21 protein-coding genes are annotated in these 18,758 nt (G+C 64.3%); 10 read left to right on the top strand and 11 right to left on the bottom strand.

Annotated elements, in window-relative coordinates; genetic code table 11:
• Positions 1-33 precede the first annotated feature (33 nt).
• Positions 34-966, top strand: a complete 933-nt coding sequence (locus tag ACP15R_RS04985; protein ID WP_424985284.1) for a LysR family transcriptional regulator — start codon at positions 34-36, stop codon at positions 964-966.
• Here ACP15R_RS04985 and uraH read toward each other — a convergent pair.
• Complete coding sequence (gene uraH / locus ACP15R_RS04980; protein WP_424985283.1) at positions 951-1,304, bottom strand: hydroxyisourate hydrolase; 354 nt, start codon at positions 1,302-1,304, stop codon at positions 951-953. The two genes, ACP15R_RS04985 and uraH, sit on opposite strands and share 16 nt — an antisense overlap.
• 142 nt (positions 1,305-1,446) lie before the next feature.
• On the opposite strand from uraH, the gene puuE reads away from it, so the two are divergent.
• The 3 genes from puuE to ACP15R_RS04965 all read left to right on the top strand — a co-directional run bounded on the left by puuE (position 1,447) and on the right by ACP15R_RS04965 (position 5,196).
• On the top strand, positions 1,447-2,859 hold the full coding sequence (gene puuE / locus ACP15R_RS04975) for an allantoinase PuuE (RefSeq protein ID WP_424985282.1): 1,413 nt from the start codon (positions 1,447-1,449) through the stop codon (positions 2,857-2,859).
• Positions 2,856-3,365, top strand: coding sequence for an ureidoglycolate lyase (locus tag ACP15R_RS04970; RefSeq protein ID WP_424985281.1), 510 nt, complete (start codon positions 2,856-2,858; stop codon positions 3,363-3,365). Before puuE ends, ACP15R_RS04970 begins: the two co-directional genes overlap by 4 nt.
• 364 nt (positions 3,366-3,729) lie before the next feature.
• On the top strand, positions 3,730-5,196 hold the full coding sequence (locus tag ACP15R_RS04965; protein ID WP_424985280.1) for a uracil-xanthine permease family protein: 1,467 nt from the start codon (positions 3,730-3,732) through the stop codon (positions 5,194-5,196).
• A gap of 19 nt (positions 5,197-5,215) precedes the next feature.
• On the opposite strand, the gene ACP15R_RS04960 is transcribed toward ACP15R_RS04965, so the two are convergent.
• The 3 genes from ACP15R_RS04960 to ACP15R_RS04950 form a co-directional block, all read right to left on the bottom strand.
• Positions 5,216-6,250: a type I glyceraldehyde-3-phosphate dehydrogenase gene (locus ACP15R_RS04960; RefSeq protein WP_424985279.1), complete on the bottom strand. Its 1,035-nt coding sequence runs from the start codon at positions 6,248-6,250 to the stop codon at positions 5,216-5,218.
• Positions 6,251-6,271: 21 nt separating this feature from the next.
• Complete coding sequence (locus ACP15R_RS04955) at positions 6,272-6,601, bottom strand: hypothetical protein (RefSeq protein WP_424985278.1); 330 nt, start codon at positions 6,599-6,601, stop codon at positions 6,272-6,274.
• A 100-nt stretch (positions 6,602-6,701) separates the two neighbouring features.
• Positions 6,702-7,535, bottom strand: a complete 834-nt coding sequence (locus ACP15R_RS04950; RefSeq protein ID WP_424985277.1) for a bifunctional allantoicase/(S)-ureidoglycine aminohydrolase — start codon at positions 7,533-7,535, stop codon at positions 6,702-6,704.
• Positions 7,536-7,731: 196 nt separating this feature from the next.
• Here ACP15R_RS04950 and ACP15R_RS04945 point away from each other — a divergent pair, with 196 nt between their 5' ends.
• A complete protein-coding gene (locus tag ACP15R_RS04945) occupies positions 7,732-8,103 on the top strand; it encodes a hypothetical protein (RefSeq protein ID WP_424985276.1) in 372 nt (123 codons plus the stop codon).
• A 9-nt stretch (positions 8,104-8,112) separates the two neighbouring features.
• Positions 8,113-9,069: a hypothetical protein gene (locus ACP15R_RS04940; protein ID WP_424985275.1), complete on the top strand. Its 957-nt coding sequence runs from the start codon at positions 8,113-8,115 to the stop codon at positions 9,067-9,069.
• A gap of 3 nt (positions 9,070-9,072) precedes the next feature.
• On the opposite strand, the gene ACP15R_RS04935 is transcribed toward ACP15R_RS04940, so the two are convergent.
• The 3 genes from ACP15R_RS04935 to ACP15R_RS04925 form a co-directional block, all read right to left on the bottom strand.
• On the bottom strand, positions 9,073-9,780 hold the full coding sequence (locus ACP15R_RS04935) for an EI24 domain-containing protein (protein ID WP_424985274.1): 708 nt from the start codon (positions 9,778-9,780) through the stop codon (positions 9,073-9,075).
• A complete protein-coding gene (locus ACP15R_RS04930; protein WP_424985273.1) occupies positions 9,777-10,355 on the bottom strand; it encodes a nitroreductase family protein in 579 nt (192 codons plus the stop codon). The genes ACP15R_RS04935 and ACP15R_RS04930 overlap by 4 nt, the downstream gene beginning before the upstream one ends.
• 78 nt (positions 10,356-10,433) lie before the next feature.
• On the bottom strand, positions 10,434-11,549 hold the full coding sequence (locus tag ACP15R_RS04925; RefSeq protein WP_424985272.1) for a class II histone deacetylase: 1,116 nt from the start codon (positions 11,547-11,549) through the stop codon (positions 10,434-10,436).
• A 75-nt stretch (positions 11,550-11,624) separates the two neighbouring features.
• Between ACP15R_RS04925 and ACP15R_RS04920 the strand changes: the two genes are divergently transcribed.
• A complete protein-coding gene (locus ACP15R_RS04920; RefSeq protein WP_424985271.1) occupies positions 11,625-11,918 on the top strand; it encodes a DUF167 domain-containing protein in 294 nt (97 codons plus the stop codon).
• Here the strand turns inward: ACP15R_RS04920 and ACP15R_RS04915 are convergent.
• Positions 11,888-12,133: a hypothetical protein gene (locus ACP15R_RS04915; RefSeq protein ID WP_424985270.1), complete on the bottom strand. Its 246-nt coding sequence runs from the start codon at positions 12,131-12,133 to the stop codon at positions 11,888-11,890. The two genes, ACP15R_RS04920 and ACP15R_RS04915, sit on opposite strands and share 31 nt — an antisense overlap.
• Positions 12,134-12,275: 142 nt before the next feature.
• Between ACP15R_RS04915 and ACP15R_RS04910 the strand changes: the two genes are divergently transcribed.
• Both ACP15R_RS04910 and ACP15R_RS04905 read left to right on the top strand, forming a co-directional pair.
• Positions 12,276-12,971 carry a M48 family metalloprotease gene (locus ACP15R_RS04910; protein WP_424985269.1) on the top strand — a complete coding sequence of 232 codons (696 nt, stop codon included), beginning with the start codon at positions 12,276-12,278 and terminating at the stop codon, positions 12,969-12,971.
• 62 nt (positions 12,972-13,033) lie between these two features.
• Complete coding sequence (locus ACP15R_RS04905) at positions 13,034-13,408, top strand: YigZ family protein (RefSeq protein WP_424985268.1); 375 nt, start codon at positions 13,034-13,036, stop codon at positions 13,406-13,408.
• Positions 13,409-13,451: 43 nt separating this feature from the next.
• On the opposite strand, the gene ACP15R_RS04900 is transcribed toward ACP15R_RS04905, so the two are convergent.
• On the bottom strand, positions 13,452-13,700 hold the full coding sequence (locus ACP15R_RS04900; RefSeq protein WP_424985267.1) for a CDGSH iron-sulfur domain-containing protein: 249 nt from the start codon (positions 13,698-13,700) through the stop codon (positions 13,452-13,454).
• A 66-nt stretch (positions 13,701-13,766) separates the two neighbouring features.
• Complete coding sequence (rimO, locus tag ACP15R_RS04895) at positions 13,767-15,050, bottom strand: 30S ribosomal protein S12 methylthiotransferase RimO (RefSeq protein ID WP_424985799.1); 1,284 nt, start codon at positions 15,048-15,050, stop codon at positions 13,767-13,769.
• Positions 15,051-15,241: 191 nt separating this feature from the next.
• Here rimO and ACP15R_RS04890 point away from each other — a divergent pair, with 191 nt between their 5' ends.
• A complete protein-coding gene (locus tag ACP15R_RS04890) occupies positions 15,242-17,200 on the top strand; it encodes an AsmA family protein (protein ID WP_424985266.1) in 1,959 nt (652 codons plus the stop codon).
• 59 nt (positions 17,201-17,259) lie between these two features.
• Here ACP15R_RS04890 and ACP15R_RS04885 read toward each other — a convergent pair whose 3' ends face one another.
• A complete protein-coding gene (locus ACP15R_RS04885) occupies positions 17,260-18,756 on the bottom strand; it encodes a phosphomannomutase/phosphoglucomutase (protein ID WP_424985265.1) in 1,497 nt (498 codons plus the stop codon).
• Between the last annotated feature and the right edge of the window lie 2 nt (positions 18,757-18,758).

Below are 18,758 nucleotides of genomic sequence, written 5' to 3'. Positions count from 1 at the left end.
ATAGTACCAAGCTGTATCAAAAATTCTGGAACAATGTCCTATCTCGACAACATCCGAACCTTTGTCCGTGTCTATGAATTGGGCAGCATGTCGGCCGCCGGGCGCGATCTGCGTATTTCTCCGGCGGTTACATCGGCGCGGATTTCGCAGCTCGAGGATCATCTGAATGTGCGGCTGTTCCAGCGCACCACCCGCAACCTGACGCCCACGGAACAGGGCAGAGCATTTTACGACGGTGCGTGCCAGGTGCTCGACACGGTCGAACAGGCCGAGGCGCGGGTGATCAACCTGACGGAAAATCCGCGCGGTTCATTGTTCGTCGCGGCACCGCTGGGGGTGGGGCGGCGGCTGGTCGCGCCGCAGGTGCCGGAGTTTCTCGAACAATACCCCCAGATCGACATGCGGTTGCGGCTGACTGATCGTTCGGTCGACCTGACGACCGAGGGTCTCGATCTCGCGTTCTTCCTCGGACAACCCGAGGACAGCAATCTGCGCATTCGTAAGATCGCCGATTGCCAGCGCGTGATGGTGGCGGCCCCGTCCTATATCGCGGCGCGTGGGCATCCGGTCTCGGGAGCCGACCTGGTAAATGACAAACATGAATGCCTGAACCTGCGGTTTCCCGGCGCAACCGAGTTTCAATGGCGGCTCGTGACCGCGGATGGGCCGCAACGGTTCGCGGTTTCCGGGCGTTATGAATGTGACGATGGCGACGTGTTGACCGATTGGGCGCTTGGCGGGCAGGGCATTGCCATGAAACCGGTTTTCGAGGTCGCGGAACATCTGCGCTCCGGCGCGCTGGTGCCGGTGGCGCAAACCACTCCGCCGGTGCCCGTGCAGATGGCCTGTCTATATACCCACCGCCGCCACCAGGATCCCAAGACCCGGTTGTTCATGGAATTTATCGCCGGGCGTGTCGGCGAGGCCGTGACCGGTGCCGAGGCACAGGTTCAGCTGCCGCGATAGGTGGAATAGCCAAACGGCGAGAGCAGCAACGGAACGTGGTAATGCGCCGGTTCCGACATGCCAAAGCGCAACGGAATGACATCGAGGAAACGCGGCGACTCGGGCGGGGTGCCGGTGGCATCCAGGTATTCGCCGGCATGAAACACCAGCTCGTATTCACCAAGGGCAAAATCGCTGGCCGGCAGGATCTGCTCGTCGGTGCGCCCGTCATCATTGGTCGTCAGGGTCCTCAAATGCGTGCGCTCGGCCCCGTCGATACGAAACAGTTCGATCCGGATACCCCGGGCCGGGCAGCCCCGGGCCGTGTCCAGAACATGGGTGGTCAGATATCCGGTCATCAAATGTCTCCTGTCGCTGGTTCCGGTGTGCCGCAGGGTTTGATTCTGTGCAAACCCGGCCTGTCAGATAGTGTTGTTCGATTTTTTTGAAAAACACTGTCATTGTTCTGAATTACAAGGAGAGAAATTTCGGAGGGCCATGATGAATCGATACCCGCGCGACATGATCGGCTACGGAGCGAACCCTCCGGATGCACAATGGCCCGGTGGGGCCAGGATCGCGGTGCAGATCGTGATGAATTACGAGGAGGGCGGCGAAAACTGTGTGTTGCACGGGGATGCGGCGTCCGAAGCGTTCCTGTCGGAAATCGTAGGCGCGGCGCAATGGCCGGGACAGCGGCATTGGAACATGGAATCGATCTATGAATACGGTGCCCGCGCCGGGTTCTGGCGGTTGCATCGGTTGCTCAGGGATGTGCCGATCACGGTGTACGGTGTTGCGACCGCGCTGGCGCGTTCGCCCGACCAGGTGGCGGCGATGAAGGACGCGGGCTGGGAAATCGCCAGCCACGGGCTGAAATGGATCGAGTACAAGGACGCGCCCGAGGCCGAGGAACGCGCCGACATGGCCGAGGCGATCCGCCTGCACACCGAGGTTGTCGGGGAACGCCCGCGCGGCTGGTATACCGGGCGATGCTCGGAAAACACCGTGCGGCTCGCCGCCGAAGAGGGCGGTTTTGACTATGTCGCCGATGTCTATGCCGATGATTTGCCCTATTATGTGCGCGTTGGCGGGCGCGACCAGCTGTTGGTGCCCTATACGCTGGATTGCAACGACATGCGCTTTGCCACGCCGCAGGGGTTCAACTCGGGCGACCAGTTTTTTGCCTATCTCAAGGACAGTTTCGATGCGCTCTATGCCGAAGGGGCAGAGGGTGCGCCCAAGATGCTGTCGATCGGGCTGCATTGCCGGCTGATCGGCCGACCGGGCCGGATCATGGCGCTCAAGCGGTTTCTGGATTACGCCCGTGGCCACGAAGATGTGTGGTTCGCCACCCGCTTGCAGATCGCGCAGCACTGGGCCGCGACCCACCCGCCGCAACCCCGTTTGCGCCCGTCGGACATGGACCGCGCGGCCTTTGTCGCCGCCTATGGCAGCGTGTTCGAGCATTCGCCGTGGATCGCCGAGCGGGCCCATGAGCTGGAGCTGGGCGCGGCGCATGACACGGCGGGTGGGTTGCACAATGCCCTGGCGCGGATGTTCCGGTCCGCGAGCGCGGCCGAGCGGCTGGGCGTGCTGCGGGCCCACCCGGACCTGGCCGGCAAGCTGGCGGCGGCGGGCAAGCTGACCGCCGAGAGCACCGCAGAGCAGGCAGGCGCCGGTCTCGACCTGCTGACCGACCAAGAACGCGCGGGTTTTACCCGGCTGAACGCATCCTATGTCGAAAAACACGGTTTCCCCTTCATCATCGCGGTGCGCGACAATGACAAGGCGTCGATCCGCGCGGCGTTTGAACGGCGTATCGGCAATGACCGGGATACGGAATTTGCCGAAGCCTGCCGACAGGTTGAACGCATCGCGGAACTGCGCCTGCGCGACATGCTGCCGTCATGAGCCGTGACATCACGATCCAGCCCATCACCGTCGGGGCATTTGCTCCGTTTGGCGACCTGATCGATTGCGCCGGTGATCCGGACAAGATCATCAACCAGGGCCAATGCGGTCGGTATCACGATCGGGCGCGGCTGGATTTTTCCGATGGGCGGGCGGGGCTCAGCCTGTTCAACGCCAATCCGCGCGCCCTGCCGCTGGTGCTGGACATGGTCGAACGCCACCCGGATGGCAGCCAGGCCTTTGTACCGATGACCCATGTGCCGTTTCTGGTGGTGGTCGCCCCGGACCAGGACGGCGCGCCCGGGCGGCCCGTGGCGTTTCGCACCGAACCGGGACAGGCGGTGAATTATCACAAGGGCACGTGGCACGGGGTTCTGACCCCGCTGCACGCGCCGGGCCTGTTCGCGGTGGTTGACCGGATCGGCACGGGGGCCAACCTGCAAGAGCATTGGTTTGCCGAGAGTTACAGGATTCTCGCCACCGACAAACCTGTCACCGCGCCGTGAACTTGCCGGTTTGCCAGCCGTCATCGGAAATATTTGAAACTGCTTTTCCGTTTTCCCGAGTTCCCGAAAAATCTGGCGTCGCTAGTCTTTTCACAAGGCAGCACGGCCCGTGACCAAATCCCGGGCAGTTGCGCCCCTGTTGCCGGCCCGGCGCGGACGCGGGCGGAATATGTCGTGCATCCCGCGGTGCCGCGCGCAGAATGGGAGCATGAACCACCGACCGGCCCCGCCTCGACGCCCCCCTGGCGCCGGGGCGCGGCCCGGAAGCCCGGCACACCCCACGCGCGGCGCGGGGCAGGGACCACAAGACACCTGAAGCCGCCACAAGAAGCGGCAAGACCCCCATGACCAATCGGAGAGAAACATGGCTGACACTTCCCTAGGGACCGCCGAACAACTGCGCGACCCGAATTACACACCCGCCATCTACAAGGCGATCCCGCTGGGGATTCAGCACGTATTGGCGATGTTCGTGTCCAACGTGACCCCGGCCATCATCGTGGCCGGCGCGGCGGGGTTCGGGTTTGGATCGAACTCGCCGGATTTCCCGGAACTGCTTTACCTGATCCAGATGTCGATGTTGTTCGCGGGCATCGCGACCCTGTTACAGACCATCACCATCGGACCGGTCGGGGCGGCGCTGCCGATTGTTCAGGGCACCTCGTTTGCGTTCATCCCGATCATGATCCCGTTGGTTGCGGGCAAGGGCGTTGACGGGCTGGCCGCGCTGTTTGGCGGGATCATCATCGGCGGCGTTTTCCATACGATCCTTGGTACCTTCATCGGCAAGATCCGCTTTGCATTGCCGCCGCTGGTAACCGGTCTCGTGGTGACGATGATCGGCCTGGCGCTGGTCAAGGTGGGCATCGAATACGCCGCCGGGGGTGTCCCCGCCAAGGCGCGCAACCTGCCGGAATATGGCAGCATGTTGAACTGGTCGGCGGCGTTTGTGGTGATTATCGTCACGCTGGGACTCAAGTTCTTTGCACGCGGCATGCTGGCGGTCTCGGCGGTCCTGATCGGCATCATCGTCGGCTATTTCTATGCACTTCTGACCGGGATGCTGACCTTCGAGGCCATCGGCAGCAGCTGGAGCAACGCCGCCGCCTTTGCCCTGCCACAGCCCCTGAAATACGGGTTCGAGTTCAGCGCCGCCGCCGTGATCGGCTTTTGTCTGATGGCATTTGTCTCGGCGGTTGAAACCGTGGGCGACGTCTCGGGCATCACCAAGGGCGGCGCGGGGCGCGAAGCCACCGACAAGGAAATCACCGGCGCGACCTATGCCGACGGGCTTGGCTCGGCGCTGGCGGGGCTTTTTGGCGGATTCCCCAACACCTCGTTCAGCCAGAATGTCGGCCTGATCGCGATGACCGGGGTGATGAGCCGCCACGTCGTCACCTTTGGCGCGCTGTTCTTGATCTTCTGCGGCCTCGTGCCAAAGGTCGGGGCATTGATCCGCACGGTTCCCATCGAGGTTCTGGGCGGTGGCGTGATCGTGATGTTCGGCATGGTGGTCGCGGCGGGTATTTCGATGCTGTCCGACGTGAACTGGAACCGGCGCAACATGGTGATCTTTGCGGTTGCGATTTCCTTTGGGCTGGGCTTGCAACTCGAGGTGATGAATGTCGCGCCGGGGGCTGCCAACGCGCTTCAGAACCTGCCGGATTCCCTGCGTATTCTGGGCGCGTCCGGCATCCTGCCCGCCGCCCTGATCGCGATCGTCCTGAACCTCGTGCTGCCCGAGGAACTGGCGGATGAAGCCACCGAAGAGGTTTCGGGCGGGTTGTCCGGGCATGGCCGCGGATCGCTGCCAAAGGATGACCACGCCTGAGTATGGCGGGGCCGGGGGGCTAGACGGTTTCCCGGTCTGCCATCAGGGCCGCGACATCCAGCATGCGCGCCGAGAATCCCCATTCATTGTCATACCACCCAAAGACCCGCGCCTGCCGGTCATTCACGATACGGGTTTCCGGCCCGGCAATGACAAGCGATTCCGGGCGGCTGCGCAGATCGGAGGACACCAGCGGGTGATCGGTCCAGCCAAGCACCGCCTGTTTGCCCACCTTCGCCCGCAGCGCATCGGCAAAGGCGTCGGCACCCATCGCCTGCCGCATGGTCAGAACGAGATCGACCGCCGACACGCTGGCGGTCGGAACACGCAACGCCGCGCCGCTGATCCGGCCGGCGAGCTGGGGCAACACTTCGTCGATCAGATGCGTGGCACTTGTGGTTGTGGGCACCATCGACAAGGCACCTGCCCGGCTGCGCGCCATGTCGCCGCGCGGGGCGTCGACCATCGGCTGGCTGTTGGTATAGCAATGGATCGTTGTCATGTGGGCGGTTTCGACACCACAGAGGTCGTCCAGCAAACCCAGCAGCGGAGCCAGCGCGTTGGTGGTGCAGGAGGCGTTCGAGACGATCCGCGCGCGGCCCAGCCGGTCCTCGTTCGCGCCCAGAACCAGTGTCACTTCGGCGGCCGGCGACGGGCCGGAAATCAGCACCGACCGCGCCCCGGCCTGCAAGCCGCGGCGGGCCACATCGGTTTCCCGCGCGATCCCGGTGCATTCCAGAACCACATCGACCCCCGACAGGTCCAGCCGCGACAGGTCGCCTTGCCGGGTCAGCGGGATATGCCGCCCTGCGACGGACAAGACATCGTTCGCGGTATCGACCGCGTGGGGCAGCGGGCCAAAGGTGCTGTCATACTGGAACAGGTAGCCGAGCATGTCCGCGGGCGCGATATCGTTGATCAGCGCCACCTGCACATCATCGGGGTTCGGAAGGTTCAGAACCTGCCGGAGAATCGTGCGGCCGATCCGGCCGAATCCATTGATCGCGATACGCATGGGCGAGGTATTGCAGGGTTGCGCGCCAAGCTCAACCATCGCGGCGCGGCCAAAACGCGCCTAGCCGGGGCAGGCCATGTCGGCATGATAGCGCGCCATGGTATCCTGCCACAGGCGGCCCGCCACGACCTTGCATCCGGTGGCGGATTCAAGCGCCCGAACCGCCTGTGGCGTGCGCAGCGCGGCGGGGCGGCCAAACGGGTTCAGGTTGTTGTTGTCACGCGCCGCAACAAAGGCGTTTGGCCGGTCGGGCACGCCGGACACGGTCCAGGTGCGCCCAAGCACCTCGACCTGTTTCACCTCGGGTTCGGCCATGAGCGGCATATCTGCGCATCCGGTCACGACCAGCGCCAGGGAAAGCATCATCGGGGGGAACGCACCGCGTTTCATCATCGGCCTCCGGTCTCGGGTCCGGGCGCGCGGCAACCTGCAAGGAATGCGTGGCACCCTGATGCAACTCTGGCGCAATCCGCCCGCCGGGGCAAGCCCGTCAGCGTTGTGACAGGCGCAGGGGCATGTGGCGGTTGACGTCCTTGTAGAGCAGGTAGCGGAAAGCCCCGGGGCCGCCGGCATAACAGGCCTGCGGGCAGAAGGCGCGCAACCACATGTAGTCACCGGCCTCGACCTCGACCCAGTCCTGGTTGAGCCGATAGACCGCCTTGCCTTCGAGCACGTAGAGCCCGTGCTCCATCACATGGGTTTCCAGAAACGGGATCACGCCGCCGGGCTGAAAGGTGACGATGGTGACATGCATGTCGTGGCGCATGTCGGCGGGATCGACAAATCGCGTCGTGGCCCAGCGTCCCTCGGTGCCCGGCATCGGTGTGGGGGGCACATCCGCGTCGCTCGTTACCAGGGGTTCGGGGGCATCGATGCCCGGCGCGGGCTGGTACGCCTTGCGGATCCAGTGAAACCGCGCCTCGCCCCCCGCATGGTTGTACAGCGTCCACGCGCAGCCCGCGGGCAAAAAGGCAAAGCCACCGGCATTCATCACGTGCCGCTTTCCGGAGATGGTCAGCGTAACCGCCCCCCCAACGACGAAAATAACGCCTTCGGCTTCGGGGTCGCTCTCTGGTGTATCGCTGCCGCCGCCGGCGGCGACCTCCATGATGTAATGCGAAAAGGTTTCCGCAAATCCGGTCATCGGGCGTGCGATCACCCAGAGCCGCGTTGCTGTCCAATGGGGCAGAAAGCTGGTGGTGATGTCGCGCATGGTTCCCCTGGGGATCACCGCATAGGCATCGGTGAACATCGCGCGGTCGGTCAAGAGCTGCTCTTGTGGCGGGTGCCCACCGGTCGGGGCGAAATAGTTGGAATTGGGCATCCGGCTCCTCACTGAATGGTTGCGGTCAGAATGCGGCAGGCGGCAGGGCAAACCAACCGTGCAAGGCCAAGTAGGATATATCGTGTTTTTTTGAAGATTGGCGGCCGCGGGCCGGTTTCGCCATGGACACGGGCGCGCCTGCTTTGGCAAGGTTGGACAACAGCGGGCATCCCGCCCGAAACCGGAGTGTGGAATATTGCTCAGATCGATCACGAGACTTTCACTGAAACTGACGCTGGTTCTGGTCATCGCGCTGACCGCTCCGGCGGCGGGGATCGCCAAACCGCTGAGCAAGTTGCTCGCGGGGTCCGGGCTCAGCCCGCAGGATTTCGACATGATGCAGGCCACGGAAAAACAACTCTACACGCCCAGGGTGCGCGCAAGCGGCACCACGCTGTCCTGGTCCAATCCGGCGACGGGGGCACATGGCGATGTCAAGCTGGCGGCGGTGCGCGGGGAGTGCGTGTTTATCGAGCATTCGGTCTATCCCAGGGACGCAGTCAAGCCGGTGCAGTTGAAGCCGCAAATGTGCAAATCTGCGGATGGGCGTTGGCTGCTCGCGCCATAGGGGGGCATCATGCTGCGTGCGTTCATCGGGTTGATTGCGCTCGTCCTGGGGGGGCAGGCCGGGGCGCAGACGCCGGAATGGCGGCTCCAGACCTATGATGACGGGGCGTATTTCAGCGGCGCGATCTCTGTCACCAGTGACCGGGATGTGAAACTCCTGTGCGGAGAGCGTTCTGCCCGGGGGCTGAGCGGAGAGCAGGTCGGCAACATGGAGCCGGACATCACCCGGCGCGACAGCCTGCGGCTGCATCTTGGCGAGGGCGTGCTCGGGGCATATGACGGCGTCACGCAACAGCGACAGGATGTGCTGTTGGTTGTCGGGGCAACCGGTTACCGCCTGCCCGTGGTGCAGCGGAACGAACTTTATTCCTCGTGGGAGGCCGATCTGCCCGCGACGGATGCGGTCTTTGCGGCAATCGCGGCCCAGCCGGAGTTCGAAATCCGAAGCAGCACCGGGTCGCGGACAGTGACCGCGCGCGGCTTTCAGACGGCGCATGGCGCGTTGACCGGCCATTGCCAGACGATGTTCACGGCTATTGGCAAACCATGGTCATCGGTGCCCGCCGCCGCCGCCCCTGTGGTGTCGATGCGCGATGTGGCCCAGGCCTCGATCCGGTCAGGCTGTGGTGGCCCGGCCCGGATGGAGCCGACGGCCCTGCATAGCGGTGACATTGATGGTGACGGGCTCGAGGACGTGGTGGTGTATTGGAACGGGATCACCTGTTCGGCGGGCTATCCGCGCCCGTTCTGCGGGGCATCGTCCTGCTCGGCCGAATTCTTTGTCAGCTCGCTGCACGCACGGGGCGTGCAGCCCAAGGAACTGCTGACACAGGGGGTCAGGATGCAACCCCTCAGCAATGGCAATATGGGGGTCGTCACCATCGGCACGGCGCCGACCTGTCAGCGCCGCGCGAATTGCGAGTTCACCTGGTATTGGAACGGTCGCGCGCTGGCATTGCTGCAATAGGCGCTAGGTTGCAACACCCCGGGTGCGCGCCTGGACCTGGTGAAAGATATGGGTAAAGGTCGCGGCCCCAAGGATCGGGATCAGCAGGTTGACCAGCGGGATCGACAGCGGAATCGCCATCAGCGTGCCGGCGATCCAGACCGTCGTGCTGTATTTCGCGCGCAGTTGTTTCGCCCGAACCCGCCCGACCCGGCGCATGGCGGCGAGCATGAAATATTCACGGCCCAGCAGGAACCCGTTCAGCGCCCAGAAGATGAACGGCGCCATCGGCGCAAACATGACGTAGAGCAGCAGCGCCACGATATTGGCCCCGATCAGCACCCCGAGAAAATTCACCGTATCGCGCAGGGCATCGCCAAAGGGCACGCCGGGCACCTCGGGCAGGCCGGGATAGTGTTTGTCCTCGACCGCCTGCGCGACCTCGTCCAGGAACATCGAGGTGATCGCAGAGGCCACGGGCACCATCAGGAACACCGACAGCACCATCATCAGCAGGATCGACGTCCAGCTGGCCAGGTCCCCGAGCCAGGTGACCTCACCGATAAAGGGCAGGGAGGCGTCATCGCCCACCAATGCCCCGATCAGCCAGACAAATCCGGCGCTGGCCCCGATGAGCAGCAGAATGGTCAGCGCCAGCCCAAGCAGCAGGACCCGCCGAAAACGCGGGTCGCCAAGTTGGCCGAGCGCCAAAGAAAACGATTGAAAAATCATGCGTCGCGCCATTCCGTGATGCTGTCGATCTCGGGGCGGGGCCGCTCCGGGGGCACCGAGCCCTGGGTGCCGATATGGATCAGGCCGGCGATGGATTCATTCGCCGCGAGCCCGAACCCCTGCTCGCAGAAGGTGCGATCATGGCTGACCCAGCCGCTCAGCCAGTTGGCCCCCCAGCCCGACGCCAGCGCCGCGTTCAGCAGCGCCAGACAGACAGCCCCCGCTGAATAGGTCTGTTCCACCGGCGGGATCTTGTCCGACGGTTTCTGTACCTCGATTACCGCCACCGCGAGATGCCCCTGGTCGAACTGCCCGCGCGCCTTTTCAATGTCTTGCGCCGCCTTGCCGAGGGCGGTTCCGCGCGCCTGCGCCAGGTCCGCCAGACGCGCCATTGCCGCGCCCTCGACCACGATAAAGCGCCAGGGTTCCATCTTGCCGTGATCGGGCGTGCGGGCCGCCGCTGTCAGGATGGGGCGCAGCTGCTCGCGGGTGGGAACCGGCGGCACCAGGGTCTTGGCCGGACGGGAGCGGCGGGACAACAGGAAATCGAGCGCAGCGGAATTGGGATCGGGCATAGTCGGAACCTTGTCTTGAAATCTGCCTGACATGTCGGCGTTCAAGCCCCGGGTTTCAACCCGAAAACCGAGACTTACCTAACCCGCCGGGACGCGCAGGGCCGCGGCCGCATCGCGCACCACGTCGCGCAGGAAGGCATCGAACCGGGGGGAGGGCTGGCGAATGGCAAAGGTCTCGGCCATCGGATCGGGGGCGGTGATATGGCTGCCCGAGAGCGCCTCGAGCGTGGCATGGCCGCAGAACGGAACATACATTTCCGAATATCCCCCCTCGTGAACCAGCACCAGCCTGCCACCGCACAGATCGCGCGCGGCGTCCTTGATGCGGTGGGTCATCTGCCGGAAGGTATCGGCGGTGGCCAGCATTCGCGCCAGGGGATCACAGGCCGAGGCATCAAATCCGCAGGCGACGATGATCATGTCCGGTTTGAATGCCTCCAGCGCCGGGCGCACGATTTCGTCCATGACCGCAAGATAGGCGGTATGCCCCGCGCCGGCAGGGAGCGGCACGTTCAGGTTAAAACCCTCGCCGGCCCCGCGCCCACGGTCGCCGATTGCGCCGGTATCCAGCGGATAATTGCCCTCTTGATGCATCGAGATCGTCAGTACGTCGTCGCGCTCGTAATAGATCGCCTCGGTGCCGTTGCCATGATGGACATCCCAATCCAGCACCGCAACCTTGCCCAGCCCGTGACGGGCCTTGGCGGTTTCGATGGCGACGGCGATATTCGCAAGCAGGCAGAAACCGTTGGGAAAGTCCGGCAGACAATGATGCCCCGGCGGGCGCGACAGGGCATAGGCATTGTCCAGACGGTTGGTCAATACCGCATCGACCGCCGCAACCGACAGCCCCGCCGACAGCGCCGCAATCTCGAACCCACCGGCGGCAAAGGGGGTGCGGCGGCCAAGCTCGCCGCCACCGGCATCGGACAGGCGCTTGAATTCGTTCAGGTAACTTTCCGGATGAACCCGCAGCAGATCGGTCCAGTCGGCGGGGGCCGCGCTTTGTGCCGCCAACTCGCCCGTCAGCCCGGTTACGTCCATCAGGTTCTTGAGCCGCCGCTTGGTCTCGGGGTTCTCGGGCAATCCTCCGGCAACCTGCGGCTGCACCAATCCGCCGACGGGCAGGGTAAATACATAGTTGCCGCCAGCATGCCAGAAACACCGTTCGTCCCAGAAAAAACCCGTAGCCATGCGCTTGCCTCCCTCTTGCCGTTGATTGCCACTTGCCTATGGCATCTGCTGTGACCTTTGGCGCAGACTGTACACATGGCGCGAGCGAAATCCAGAGACCTGCCCGACCTGACCGACCTGGCACAGCCGGGGCGGCAGATCACCGTGCGGGTCAGCCCCAGGGCCGCGAACAACCGATTGATGCGTGAGGGCGCGGAGCTGCGGGCCGCCGTCACCGCGCCGCCGGAAAACGGCAAGGCCAATGCGGCGGTGCGCGCCCTGCTGGCGAGCGCGATGGGGGTTGCGCCCTCTGACCTCGCGCTGCTGCGTGGTCAATCTGCAAGGGTCAAGGTTTTTGCCTATTCCGCTTCCGGAACTTCGCGCAGTTGATAGACCCCCTCGGGCAGATCGAGCGCCGCCGCCAGATCGCGCAACTGTTCGGGGGACAGGGTGATTTTCTGGACACGATCCGTGCGCGGGTCGAGCTGTTCGAGCGTGACACATTCCGCAAAACTGTTGATCGTGATGTCTTCCTGCAACGGCGCATCGCCCTCGTCGACAAGGGTGATCACGGTGGCGTCAAATTCATGCTCTATCGTAAACATATGCGTACCCTGACGCGGCAATCGGGGGTTTGCAAGCGCCGCTTTGCCGGTGCGCCGCATCCGCCACTGGCAGGGGCGCGCCCCGGTGGCTATGTTGGGGCAGGTATCGTTTCGCCGCCGCGACAAAGGATTGGTTCCGACCATGCGCATAACCGTTCTGCTGCTTGCGCCCGCGCTGTTGCTGGCCGGCTGTGACCTGCCGTCGCCGGTCGGCGGTGGGGCTGGCGAATGGGTGCTGACCCCCGAAGAGGCGGCGCAGGGCTTTACCGAGGTGGTGCGGGCGGTCGAACCCGTCGCCGAGCGCGAATGCCGGCGGTACGGAACGGTGCGCAATTGCGATTTCCTGATCGCGGTTGATCCGAACCCGCGCGCCCAACCAAACGCGTTTCAAAGCGTGGATGAGCAGGGCCGCCCGGTTCTGACCTTTACCGCGTCGCTGATCGGCAGCGTGCATAACGCGGATGAGCTGGCCTTTGTGATGGGGCACGAGGCGGCGCATCACATCGCCAACCATCTGGAACGGCAGCGCCGGAACTCGGCCGATGCAGCCGAGATATTCGGCGGGCTGGCAACGCTGACAGGCGGCGGCTCGGGCGATGTCGAGCGGGCGCGGGAAATCGGCGCGGTCGTGGGGGCACGCAGCTATGCCAAGGAGTTCGAGCTTGAGGCCGACAAGCTGGGCACCGTCATAACCTGGCGTGCCGGGTATGACCCGCTGGTCGGGGCGCAGTTCTTTACCCGCCTGCCCGATCCCGGTGACAAGTTCCTGGCCAGCCACCCGCCCAACAAGGCGCGCATGGACCTGGTGGCCAGCACGGTGCGGTCACTGGGCGGATAGCGCGCCAACCCGTTGGCATTGCGGGGCCGACCTGTCAGACAGGGCACTCCAGGCGGCGCATCGTGAATGACAGGTGGTTGAACGTGCAGATTTTCGATGGTGTGGTAAGCGATCGCGGCAGCAAATACGCCGTTTCGGGCGGTCCTGTGTCCTGCCGGGCCGAGGCGCAGGCATTTATCAAGGCCCTGTGCAAGGACCGGAAATTCGCCAAGGCCACCCACAATACCTGGGGCGTCGTTCTGGAAGTCGGGGGGCCGGTCAAGAACGACGATGGCGAGAGCGGGGCCGGAATGGTGATCCTGCGCATGCTCGAACGCGCCGAATTGCGCGACCATATCGTGGTGGTGACCCGCTGGTATGGCGGCAAGAAACTGGGTGGCGACAGGTTTCGGCGGGTGCAGGACGCCGTGCGCTATTACCTTGATAACCGGGCATGACCGCCAGCGGGTACCGGGGCCGCAGGGGTCGCGGGCAAACCCGTCAATCCGGCAGCTTGGAATGGGTTCCGTCACAGAGCGGCGCGTTGCCGGTATGTTTGCACCCGCAGAAAAAGACCTTCTTGTCGGCTTTGGCAGTGTATTTGACCGGGGCAAAACCGGTGTCCTTGTGGCTGCCATCGCAAAAGGGCTGGTTCTGCGAGCGTCCGCAGGCGCACCAGAAATAGGTTTTCCCGGCGGTGACTTCGATCGGATAGGGGGCTTTCTGGGCGATGGTTGGTGCGTCCGACATGGCTGGGTCTCCCTGGCTGTGTCAGCCAAGGATAGCGCCGGAACCGCGCGGGACACAAGCGGGGCGTCACCTTGGAACCAGTTGCCCCCAAAGGTCATATTCACCGGCCTCGTCAACGGTGACCTGCACGATATCGCCGGGTTTCAACGCCTTGAAGCCCTCGTCGATGAACAGGTTGCCATCGATCTCGGGGGCGTCGGACATGGTGCGACAGGTCGCGGCCTCGTCGTCAACCTCGTCGACGATGACCTGCATGGTCTGCCCGACCCTGGCGGCGAGCTTGGCCTCGGATATCGCCTGGGCCTTTTGCATGAACCGGTTCCACCGGTCCTGCTTGACCTCTTCGGGCACGTGGTCGGGCAGTGCATTGCTGCGCGCGCCGTCGACGTTTTCGTATTGAAAACAGCCAACCCGGTCGAGCTGGGCCTCGTCCATCCAGTCAAGCAGGGTCTGAAACTCGGCCTCGGTCTCGCCGGGATAGCCGACGATAAAGGTGCTGCGCAGGGTGATTTCCGGGCAGATCGCCCGCCAGGCGGCGATTTCATCAAGCGTGCGGCTGGCGGCGGCGGGGCGCGCCATGCGCCGGAGCGTGTCCGGGTGGGCGTGTTGGAACGGGATGTCGAGATAGGGCAGCACACCGTTTTCCGGATCGGCCATCAACGGGATCAAATCGCGCACGAACGGGTAGGGATAGACATAATGCAGACGCACCCAGGCCCCCAGCGACCCCAGATCGCGGGCCAGCGGGATGATCGGATGCTTGTACTCCCGGTCCCGCGTATCGGTGCCATAGGCCGACGTATCCTGCGAGATCACCAGCAGTTCACGCACGCCATTCTCAACCAGCTTTTCCGCCTCGCGCAGCACCGCATGGGCCGGGCGGCTGGCCAGCTTGCCGCGCATGTCGGGAATGATGCAGAACTTGCACTTGTGATTGCAGCCTTCGGAAATCTTGAGATAGCTGTAATGGCGCGGCGTCAGCGACACGCCGCTGGCGGGCAACAGGTCGATGAACGGGTCCGGATCGGGCGGCACCGCCACATGCACCGCGTCTAGCACCTGCTCGTATTGATGCGGCCCGGTAACCGCGAGGATGCGCGGGTGATGCTCGCGGATATAGTCGGGTTCCGCCCCGAGACAGCCGGTCACGATGACCCGCCCGTTTTCCGCCAGCGCCTCGCCAATCGCGTCCAGGCTTTCGGCCTTGGCGCTGTCCAGAAAGCCGCAGGTGTTCACGATCACCGCATCCGCGCCGGTGTAGTCGGGCGAAATACCATAGCCTTCGGCCCGCAGCCGGGTCAGGATGCGCTCGCTGTCGACCAGCGCTTTGGGACAACCGAGGCTGACCATGCCAACGGTGGGTTGGCCGGGGCGGGGCGCGTCGGTCAGGCGGGCGCGCGGGGCGAGGTCGGGGCGCAAATCGGGCGGGTTGGTGCTCATTCCCGTGCATATAGAGATGCGGCGGCACGATGCCTAGCCCCGACGATTGCGTCGCGCCACACGGGTGATAGACTCGCCTCCAAGCAACGGAGGGTGCGTGTATGCGGTGGATATTCAGGATAGTGGGTGCGCTTCTGATCGCGGTCGTGGCGGGGGTGATTGGGGTGCTGTTGCTGCCCGATGAACGGATCGTGCGGATCGCGAGCGAGCAGATCGAAGCACGCACCGGGCGGGAATTGACCGTGTCGGGCGACGTGTCGCTGTCTATCTGGCCGGTGCTGGGGGTCAAGACCGGTCCGGTGACGCTGGGCAATGCCGACTGGGCAGGACCCGAACCGATGCTGAGCGCCAGCGGCTTGTCTATCGGGGTGTCGGCCACCGATCTTCTGACCGGATCGGTGCGGGTGACGGGAATCGTCGCCGATGATCCGGTATTGCGGCTTCAGACCGCTCCGGATGGGCGGGCGAACTGGGTGTTCGAAACGGCCAGCGCAGGTGCGGCCAGCCCTGCGACCGCGCCCGTCGCATCCTCCGCGGAGGCGGAGACCGCGGTTGCGCTTGACCTGCTGGAACTGAGAAACGGCACCTTGATCTATGCCGAGGCCGGCACCAGCCCCGTCACCTTGTCCGGGGTGGATCTCGACCTCAGATGGCCTGATCCGGCTGGCCCTGTGGCCATCGCGGCAAGCCTGCGCCCCGCCAGCCATGATATTGTGCTGAACGCGGAGATTTCCGATCCGGCGGGTTTGATCCGGGGGGCCGCGTCGCCGGTATCGCTGGCGGTCGAGATGCCGTCGGGCAGGCTGGCGTTCGACGGGCGGGTCAACACGGCGGGCGAATTGACCGGGCGTGCCGACCTGGACAGCGACGATTTCGGGGCCAGTGCGGCGGCCCTTGGTCTGTCGGCGGTTGACCTGCCGGCGGGATGGGGGCCCATGGTGCGGGTGATCGCGGATGTCACCTATACGGCGGATGGCCGTCTGGCCTTGCGCGATCTGCGCAGCGAGCTGGGGCAAAACCGGCTGAACGGGGTTGTCGATGTGGTGTTGTCGGATGTCCCGCAGATCACCGCCAAGTTGTCTGCCGGAGTACTGGCGTTCCCGGCATCTTCGGGGGACAGCGCCAGCGGCGGGGGTGACGCGGCTCCGGGAGTTGCGGGCGATGGCTGGTCCCGCGCACCGATCGATGCCAGCGCCCTTGCGCGGGTGAACGGGTCGGTGCGTGTGACCGCCGAAGGGATAAGGACGCCGGATCTGACCATCGGGGAAACCCGGCTGCTGCTTGAAATCGACCGGTCGCGCGCGGTGCTGCATCTTGAGGACGTGTCGGTGTTTGACGGCCGGTTGCGCGGGCAGCTGGTGGCAAATAATCGCAATGGCCTGTCTGTTGGCGGCAACCTGACGGCGGCGGATATCGACATCCTGCTGGCGCAACGCGATCTGCTGGGAATGGAGCGCATTCGCGGCAAGGCGGCGGGCGAGGTGCAGTTTCTCGGGGTCGGGCAATCGGTCGAAGCGATCATGCGGTCGCTATCCGGAAAGGGCGGGTTGCGCATGGGCCGTGGGGTGATCCTGGGCCTTGATCTTGACCGGTTGATGCGCGGCGATGCGGCAAGCGGCGGGACCACGGTTTTCGACAGCCTCGGGGCCAGTTTCACCATGGGCGGTGGCAATCTCTTTAACGACGACCTGCTGCTTCAGCTCAGCAATTATCGCGCCGATGGCAAAGGGCGGATTGGCCTTGGCGCGCGGGATATCGACTATACTTTCACGCCCGTCGCCCTGCGCGCGCGCGGCGGTCAGGGGCTGTCCTTGCCGATCCGGATAAGGGGGCCATGGGAAAGCCCGCGTGTCTGGGCGGATCTCGAAGCCGCCGCCAAGGCGAATGCCGATGCCAAGCTGGAAGAGCTCGAGGACGAGGCCAAGGCGAAACTGGCCCGGAAGCTCGCCGAAGAACTGGATGTCGAGATCCAGGAGGATCAGGACGCCAAGGAAGTTCTGAAGGACCGGCTGGAGGATGAGGTCAAGGACCAGCTTTTCAAGCTGCTGGGCCGGAACTGAGCGGCAAACACCAGGACCCGCCGGGATTCCGGCGGGTGGGTTGGCGCATCGGGCCGGGTTCAGATCGTCTGATCGTAATCCCCGACCGAGGGTTCCGTACGGATTACCGCATCAAGATCGGCAAAGATCGCGCGCAATTCCTCGTCGCTTTCGGGGCTTTCACAAACCACCACCAGGTTGGGGGTGTTCGATGAGGCGCGAACCAGGCCCCAGGCGCCGTTGTCAAGGATCAGGCGCGCGCCGTTCACGGTGACCACGGTGTCGATTTTGCGCCCGGCGATCGGCGTGCCCGCATCCGCCATTTCGGTCAGCTTGGCAACGATCCGCTCCAGCACGGCGTATTTTTCCGTGTCCGGACAGTAGGGCGACATGGTCGGGGTCGAGAAGGTTTTTGGCAGCGCCTTGCGCAGGTCGGACATGGATTTGCCCGGGTTGCGGTCCATCAGCTTGCAGATTTCCACAGCGACGCGCATGCCGCAATCATAGCCCCGGCCGATGGGTTCGGCGAGGAAATAGTGGCCCGATTTTTCGAACCCGGCCAATGCGCCAAGCTCTTTGACCCGCCGTTTCATGTGGGAATGGCCGGTCTTCCAGTAATCGGCCTTGATGTCGTGCCTTTGCAATTCCGGGTCCGAGGCGAACAATCCGGTCGATTTCACATCGGCAACGATGGTCGACCCCGGATGCAGCCGGGCCAGGTCGCGCGCCATGATCACCCCGACCTTGTCGGCAAAAATCTCTTCGCCCTCGTCGTCGACCACGCCGCAGCGGTCGCCGTCACCGTCAAACCCAAGCGCGAAATCCGCCCCCGATGCCTTGACCGTGTCGGCCATGTCATGGAGCATTTCCATCGCTTCCGGGTTGGGGTTGTAGTTGGGGAACGTATAGTCGAGCCGGTTGTGGCTCGGCACCACCTCGACTCCCAGCCGTTCGAACAGGTCCGGCGCAAAGGCGCTGGCGGTGCCATTGCCGGTGGCGCAGACCACCTTGAGCGGGCGGGACATGCGGAAATCCCCGACCAGATCGTCCAGATAGGCTTCGCGCACGCCATCGACGAATTCATAGCCGCCGCCGGGCCGGGCTTCGCCGAGACCGCCAAGCACGATGTCGCGCAGCTCGGCCATTTCGTCGGGGCCGTGGGTCAGCGGGCGGTCAAACCCCATCTTGACCCCGGTCCAGCCGTTCGGGTTGTGGCTGGCGGTGACCATCGCAACCGCGGGCACGTTCAGGTGAAATTGGCTGAAATAGGCCATGGGCGACAGCGCCGGACCGATATCCTTGACCTGGATTCCCGCCTGCATCAGCCCGAGGATCAGCGCGTTCTTGATGCTGAGAGAATAGTCGCGGTAATCGTTCCCGACGGCGATTTCCGGTTTGATCCCGCGCTTTTGCATCTGGGTTCCCAGGCCCAGGCCAAGCGCGGTCATGCCCGGCAGGTTGATTTCGTCCGGGAATTTCCAGCGGGCGTCATATTCGCGAAACCCGGTGGGGGCGATCATCGGGTCGCGCAGGAAGTCCCAGGTGTTCGGCGTCACCGTGGCTGCAGGTTTGGTCATGA

This window comes from Microbulbifer sp. S227A (genome assembly GCF_049800935.1).
The sequence above is the reverse complement of the archived record's forward strand: the minus strand, read 5'-3'. Positions and strand labels throughout refer to the sequence as shown.

Bases quoted from the DNA above. Each gene is read 5' to 3' on its own strand.
- ACP15R_RS04985 (WP_424985284.1), top strand. From the start codon at position 34: ATGTCCTATCTCGACAACATCCGAACCTTTGTCCGTGTCTATGAATTG.
- uraH (WP_424985283.1), bottom strand. From the start codon at position 1,304: ATGACCGGATATCTGACCACCCATGTTCTGGACACGGCCCGGGGCTGC.
- puuE (WP_424985282.1), top strand. From the start codon at position 1,447: ATGAATCGATACCCGCGCGACATGATCGGCTACGGAGCGAACCCTCCG.
- ACP15R_RS04970 (WP_424985281.1), top strand. From the start codon at position 2,856: ATGAGCCGTGACATCACGATCCAGCCCATCACCGTCGGGGCATTTGCT.
- ACP15R_RS04965 (WP_424985280.1), top strand. From the start codon at position 3,730: ATGGCTGACACTTCCCTAGGGACCGCCGAACAACTGCGCGACCCGAAT.
- ACP15R_RS04960 (WP_424985279.1), bottom strand. From the start codon at position 6,250: ATGGTTGAGCTTGGCGCGCAACCCTGCAATACCTCGCCCATGCGTATC.
- ACP15R_RS04955 (WP_424985278.1), bottom strand. From the start codon at position 6,601: ATGAAACGCGGTGCGTTCCCCCCGATGATGCTTTCCCTGGCGCTGGTC.
- ACP15R_RS04950 (WP_424985277.1), bottom strand. From the start codon at position 7,535: ATGCCCAATTCCAACTATTTCGCCCCGACCGGTGGGCACCCGCCACAA.
- ACP15R_RS04940 (WP_424985275.1), top strand. From the start codon at position 8,113: ATGCTGCGTGCGTTCATCGGGTTGATTGCGCTCGTCCTGGGGGGGCAG.
- ACP15R_RS04935 (WP_424985274.1), bottom strand. From the start codon at position 9,780: ATGATTTTTCAATCGTTTTCTTTGGCGCTCGGCCAACTTGGCGACCCG.
- ACP15R_RS04930 (WP_424985273.1), bottom strand. From the start codon at position 10,355: ATGCCCGATCCCAATTCCGCTGCGCTCGATTTCCTGTTGTCCCGCCGC.
- ACP15R_RS04925 (WP_424985272.1), bottom strand. From the start codon at position 11,549: ATGGCTACGGGTTTTTTCTGGGACGAACGGTGTTTCTGGCATGCTGGC.
- ACP15R_RS04920 (WP_424985271.1), top strand. From the start codon at position 11,625: ATGGCGCGAGCGAAATCCAGAGACCTGCCCGACCTGACCGACCTGGCA.
- ACP15R_RS04915 (WP_424985270.1), bottom strand. From the start codon at position 12,133: ATGTTTACGATAGAGCATGAATTTGACGCCACCGTGATCACCCTTGTC.
- ACP15R_RS04910 (WP_424985269.1), top strand. From the start codon at position 12,276: ATGCGCATAACCGTTCTGCTGCTTGCGCCCGCGCTGTTGCTGGCCGGC.
- ACP15R_RS04900 (WP_424985267.1), bottom strand. From the start codon at position 13,700: ATGTCGGACGCACCAACCATCGCCCAGAAAGCCCCCTATCCGATCGAA.
- rimO (WP_424985799.1), bottom strand. From the start codon at position 15,050: ATGGTCAGCCTCGGTTGTCCCAAAGCGCTGGTCGACAGCGAGCGCATC.
- ACP15R_RS04890 (WP_424985266.1), top strand. From the start codon at position 15,242: ATGCGGTGGATATTCAGGATAGTGGGTGCGCTTCTGATCGCGGTCGTG.
- ACP15R_RS04885 (WP_424985265.1), bottom strand. From the start codon at position 18,756: ATGACCAAACCTGCAGCCACGGTGACGCCGAACACCTGGGACTTCCTG.